We start from the raw sequence: 4,861 nt of genomic DNA on the forward strand, positions 1-4,861 counted from the left end.
CCCCTGGCCCCCACCTTGCGCTGACGCCCCATGCCCGCCCTGGAGAATTTCACGCCCTTCGCGGCCACCGACTTCCTCTCACTGACGAAGGAAGGCGAGGAGTGCCTCGTCCTCGTCGTCGCCGGTAGCTTCGCCCTGCCTCCGGCCGGGCGCGCCACTCACGCGCCGCTGGCGGTATGCGAGAAGCAACCGAAGCCCGCCACCACGGACACGTACTGGGGCGAGCCGGACAAGTCGAGCCTGCGCGACGAGTCGCAGTCGGCCTACACGCGGCCGGGCACGGACGTGCTGCTGCACGGACAGGCCTGGGCGCCCCGAGGCCGCAAGGTGACGCGAGCGCAGGTGGCGGTGCGGGTGGGGACGCTGGAGAAGCGGGCCGCCGTCTTCGGCACTCGCGTCTGGTACCACGGCCTCATGGGGCTGAGCGCCTCGGACGCCCTGCCCTTCGAGTCTGTGCCGCTGCGCTACGAGTACGCCTTCGGCGGCGCCACGGCCTCGGGCCAAGAGGCGCGCAACCCCGTGGGCCGGGGCTTCTACGCCAGCGCGAAGGAGGCGCTGGAGAAGCCCCTCCCCTCCATCGAGGCGCCCGAGGCCCTCGTGCGCGGCTGGGCAGACAGGCCCCCTCCTTGCGGCTTCGGCCCGGTGGCGCGGCACTGGCAACCGCGCCTGGGCTGGGCGGGGACGTACGATTCGGCCTGGGTGGAGAAGCGCGCCCCCCTCTGGCCCCGGGACTTCGACGAGCGCTTCTTCCATGCCGCCCCTGACGGCCTGCGCGCTTCGACTCACCTGCAGGGCGGAGAGCCGGTGGTGCTGGAAGGCGTCTCTCCCGACGGGCCCTTGGCCTTTCACCTTCCCACGCACCGACTCCTGGCCCGCTGCACCTTCGCCGGGCGGAGGGAGAAGCGGCGCATGGTGCTGGACACTGTGCTGGTGGAGCCGGACGAGGGCCGGCTCGTCCTCACCTGGCGAGCGATGTTTCCGGCGCACCGGCAGTTGGCCACGCATGCGGTAAGCACCGTGCGGCGGCTGCTGCCGGGGGAGGACACGCCATGAGTGCGGCGCAGGTGGTGGGCCTGGGCCTCTGCACGCCGGTGGGCACCTCGGCGCACATGACGTTGGCCTCACTGCGCGCGGGCCTCGTGCGCTTCGTAGAGACGGAGGTACTGGACGCGGTGGCCGAGCCCGTGCGGGCCTCGCGGCTGAGTCTCCTCGACGTCTCCCTCACCCGCACGGAGCGAATGGTGGCCCTTGCCGGGCAAGCACTCGCCGGCGTGCGGCCGCTCCTGGACGCACTCCCTCCGGGGCGGGTTCCGCTGTACCTCGGACTGCCGGAGGCAGGGCTGGGCGCCGGAGTGGCGCAGGAAGCGCTGGTGGCGGCGCTGCTGGCTGAGACAGCGGGACGGCTGGAACTCGTGCAGGTACACGCGGCTGGGCGGGCCGCCTTCTTCGAGGCCCTGGCCTCCGCCCAGAAGGACTTGCACTCCGACAGGGCCCCCGCGCTGGCCCTGGTGGGGGCGGTGGACTCGCTGGTTGACAGCGCCTCGCTGCGGACGCTCGCGGAAGCGCGGCTTCACCTGGGCCGCCGGAATCCGGACGGGAGAATCCCGGGCGAGGCAGCGGGCTTTGTCGCATTGGCGCGACCCGGCGCCCTCAAGCCCCTGAAGTTGGAGGCCTCGGGCGTCCTGCTGGGCACGGCGCTCGCCGTGGAGCCAAGGCCCTTCACGCAGGGGCGTCCCAGTCTGGCCGAGGGGCTGACAGAAGCCCTCCATGCCCTGCGGCGAGACTCAGCAATGGGCGGGCGACGCGTCGACGCAGTCCTGGCCTGCCAGCCCGGAGACGGCTTCTGGGCAACGGAGTTCTCTCGCGCCTACCTGCGCAACGCCGCCCTCATGCCCGAGCCCCTGCGAGTCCTCGTCGCGGGTGAAGGACTGGGGGACGCGGGGGCCGGCGCGGGCCCCGTCATGCTGGGCGTGGCGCTGCACCGTGCGCGCTGGCGCCAGCCCCGCGCGCGCAGGACACTCGTCTACGGCAGTTCCGACGGGGGACGCATTGGCGCCTGCATCGTGGAGATGATTCGAAACGCCAAGGAGGAAGCATGAGCCAGGTCTTCGCCAACGGTCGCTCAATCATTCACAAGGGAAGCGGCAACACGCACACCTCGGCGGCCCCCGACGTCTGCAAGGTGCCGACGCCGGGCGGCCCGGTGCCCTCGCCCTTCGTCAACTCCGCCCAGGACGCCATGCTCACCAAGGGCAGCAAGAGCGTCACCATCAACGGCCAGCCGGTGGCGCTGACGGACTCCGAGCTGAGCGTCAGCTCGGGCGATGAGCCGGGCACGGCGGGCGGCCTCCTCTCCTCCAAGTTCAAGGGGAAGATGGCCTGGGGCAGCGGCAGCGTGGACGTGAAGGTTGAGGGCAAGGGCGTCGTGCGCTTCCTCGACGTCACCCTCCACAACGGCAACTCGTTCAACACCGCTTTCATGTCGAATGGCCGGGCGGGAACTGGCTTCGCCTACGGTGACGACTTCGAGGGAACGTGCATCATCTGCCAGAAAGACCCGGACAGCCACGCGGTGATTGAGCAGCAAGAAACAGAAGAAGGCCAAAGCCTCGACATCGCAAAGAAGATTCTCAAGGACCTCAAGGCGCGCGAGGCCGAGTGGGCCAAGGTCAATCAGGAAGTCATCACGAAGGAAGCCCAACTCAAGCGCCTTTTCGAGGGCACGAGTCCACCGCCCAAACCAGCGACCTTGGATGAGCGAAGGGCCGAAATTCAGAAACTCAAGGCGAAGCGCAAGGGGCTTGAGGGCCATCGACGCGCGGACTCTACGGGATACATGTTCGGAGTCATGGTGTGCCGCAACGGCAAGAGGTTCGCCGCGGTGTCGGGTGGCGAAGTGCCTCCTGACTTCATGGCCATCGCCGATACTCACGGCTGCACCGTCACTGGGGAGGCCGCCACGCTGGAGGACTTCTTGGCCAGGAACCCAAGATGTGCCGCGGGAGACACTGAGGCCATCAGAAAGCTCAGCAAGCGGTGGGACGATACGGAGACGTCAGTCGCCGACAAAAAAGCAGGCTACAACAACAAGCCTGGAACTTGCGCGGGCGCCAAACTCATCGGCAAGAGCGGCCACGTCGCGAATTCCATGACGGAGATGTTCTTCGCCTTTCCCAGCGCCAGGAAACTGGCCTACCCAGTACTCTATCGCGGCCCCTCCGAATACTCTCCACCCAAGGATAGAGCAGTGGGCCCTGACGGCATGGGGGCGGGGGCATGGAAGCCTCCAAGTGTCGCGGCGGTCGTCGCGGCCCTCAATGAAGGTAGAGGTGTCGAGCCCGATGGGGAACGCGTTGATATGCGACGCAAGTCGGGTGAGACCGTGCTTTCCTGCCAGTCGTGTCAGGACACACTTTTCATGGCTCGGTGTGACCTCGAGGTGCAGAAATGCGGATGACCTGGTCGAAGCTTCTTGAGGCCCCCCCTCCATTGTCGATGCCAGGCTTGCTCGCTTTCATGGAGCGATGGGAGCCCGGTAGCACCCAGGGCTTCAAGCCGGCCACTGCCGACCAGATTGCCGCCCTGGCCAAGCCGCATGGAGGGCTCAACGCGCTGCCTCACGTGTATCGCGAGTTCCTGGAGACGATGGGCTCAGCGACTGGCAGCCTACGGTTGACGTTCGGCACAACCTCTATTTCGGCGCTGCTGGAGGACCGCGAGGACCTGCAACGGGAGCGGCCGGATACTCGCCGGTACCTCAGGTTCACAATGGGCGAGGAGGATGAGTTCAATACTACCGGGAGGCGCGACACGGACGATATCTTCGAACTCTTCCGTCCAACACCCGACGGACGGGACGCGGCAATCATCCGCATTCACGAAGAGGACCTGGTCCGCGGGAAGGGAGAGGTAGAGCGACCCTTCCCAACCTTCTCCGACTGGCTGCGAACAATCATTGTATCCAGGATCGTCTTTGATGCTGCACCGGAGAAGCAAACGGAGTACTACAGCCTTGGGCGGAAACCCGAGACTCCGGCCAAGACATACGACCTCCTCACGCGCCTGGGATTCTCTCTCACCGAACTCGGGGCCTCGTCAGAGGTGGTTCCTCTGGAACACACAAAGTATGGCGCGATTGCCCTTATCCGAGCACCTACAGCATCAATTCCGCGTACGGGACTGAGATTGCGCGCGCGCGACAAGGAACAGCAGCGGATTCTGGAGGAAGTCATCAGCGACCATGAGGAGGATTTGAGCGGTGGTTGACGAAGGGGGCATTCACATAGCCCGGCGCCATGCATCAACGCAGCTTGGTCCACCCAGACTTTCATGAGGCTACGTCGTTTCTGAGCGGCCCCTACCGCGTCGAACGCGCCGCCGTGCCCAGCCGCAGCCCCCGGGGCACCACCACGCGCTCCACGGCGTCGAACAGGCCGCTGGCGACCAGCGCCAGCGCGGCAGCGGGAACCGCGCCCTCCAGGATGAGCCGCACGTCATCCAACCGGATGCCCGTGAGAATCGGCTGGCCGTAGCCCCCTGCCCCCACCAGCGCGCCCAGCGTGGCGGTGCCCACGTTGATGACCGCGGCCGTCTGGATGCCCGCCAGGATGGACGGCGCCGCCATGGGCAACTCAATGCGCCACAGCCGCGCCCGCGCGGGTAAACCCAGCGCCTCCGCGGACTCGCGAACCTCGAGCGGGATTCCCGCCAGCCCCGCCGCCGTGTTCCGGACAATGGGCAACAGGCTGTAGAGGAACAACGCGGCGATCGCCGGACGCGAGCCAATCCCCAGCAGCGGAATCATCACCACCAGCAGCGCCAGCGACGGCACCGTCTGGATGACCCCCGTCAACCCCAACAC

At 67.3% G+C, this 4,861-nt stretch carries 5 protein-coding genes; 4 read left to right on the forward strand and 1 reads right to left on the reverse strand.

The window, feature by feature from the left end; genetic code table 11:
* Positions 1 to 30: 30 nt before the first annotated feature.
* The 4 genes from G4D87_RS33675 to G4D87_RS33690 are packed head-to-tail and all read left to right on the forward strand — an operon-like array spanning position 31 to position 4,266.
* Positions 31 to 1,053: a DUF2169 family type VI secretion system accessory protein gene (locus tag G4D87_RS33675; RefSeq protein WP_163786780.1), complete on the forward strand. Its 1,023-nt coding sequence runs from the start codon at positions 31 to 33 to the stop codon at positions 1,051 to 1,053.
* Positions 1,050 to 2,099 (forward strand): 3-oxoacyl-ACP synthase, encoded by a 1,050-nt coding sequence (locus tag G4D87_RS33680; RefSeq protein WP_163786781.1) that lies wholly within the window; start codon positions 1,050 to 1,052, stop codon positions 2,097 to 2,099. Before G4D87_RS33675 ends, G4D87_RS33680 begins: the two co-directional genes overlap by 4 nt.
* Positions 2,096 to 3,457, forward strand: coding sequence for a DUF4150 domain-containing protein (locus G4D87_RS33685; RefSeq protein WP_163786782.1), 1,362 nt, complete (start codon positions 2,096 to 2,098; stop codon positions 3,455 to 3,457). Before G4D87_RS33680 ends, G4D87_RS33685 begins: the two co-directional genes overlap by 4 nt.
* Before the next feature lie 59 nt (positions 3,458 to 3,516).
* Positions 3,517 to 4,266, forward strand: coding sequence for an SMI1/KNR4 family protein (locus tag G4D87_RS33690; protein ID WP_240358823.1), 750 nt, complete (start codon positions 3,517 to 3,519; stop codon positions 4,264 to 4,266).
* Positions 4,267 to 4,357: 91 nt separating this feature from the next.
* Here the strand turns inward: G4D87_RS33690 and G4D87_RS33695 are convergent.
* Positions 4,358 to 4,861, reverse strand: a 504-nt coding sequence (locus tag G4D87_RS33695; RefSeq protein ID WP_163786784.1) for an ABC transporter permease, incomplete at its 5' end; no start/stop codon positions are given.

The organism is Myxococcus vastator, assembly GCF_010894475.1.
GTDB lineage: Bacteria > Myxococcota > Myxococcia > Myxococcales > Myxococcaceae > Myxococcus > Myxococcus vastator.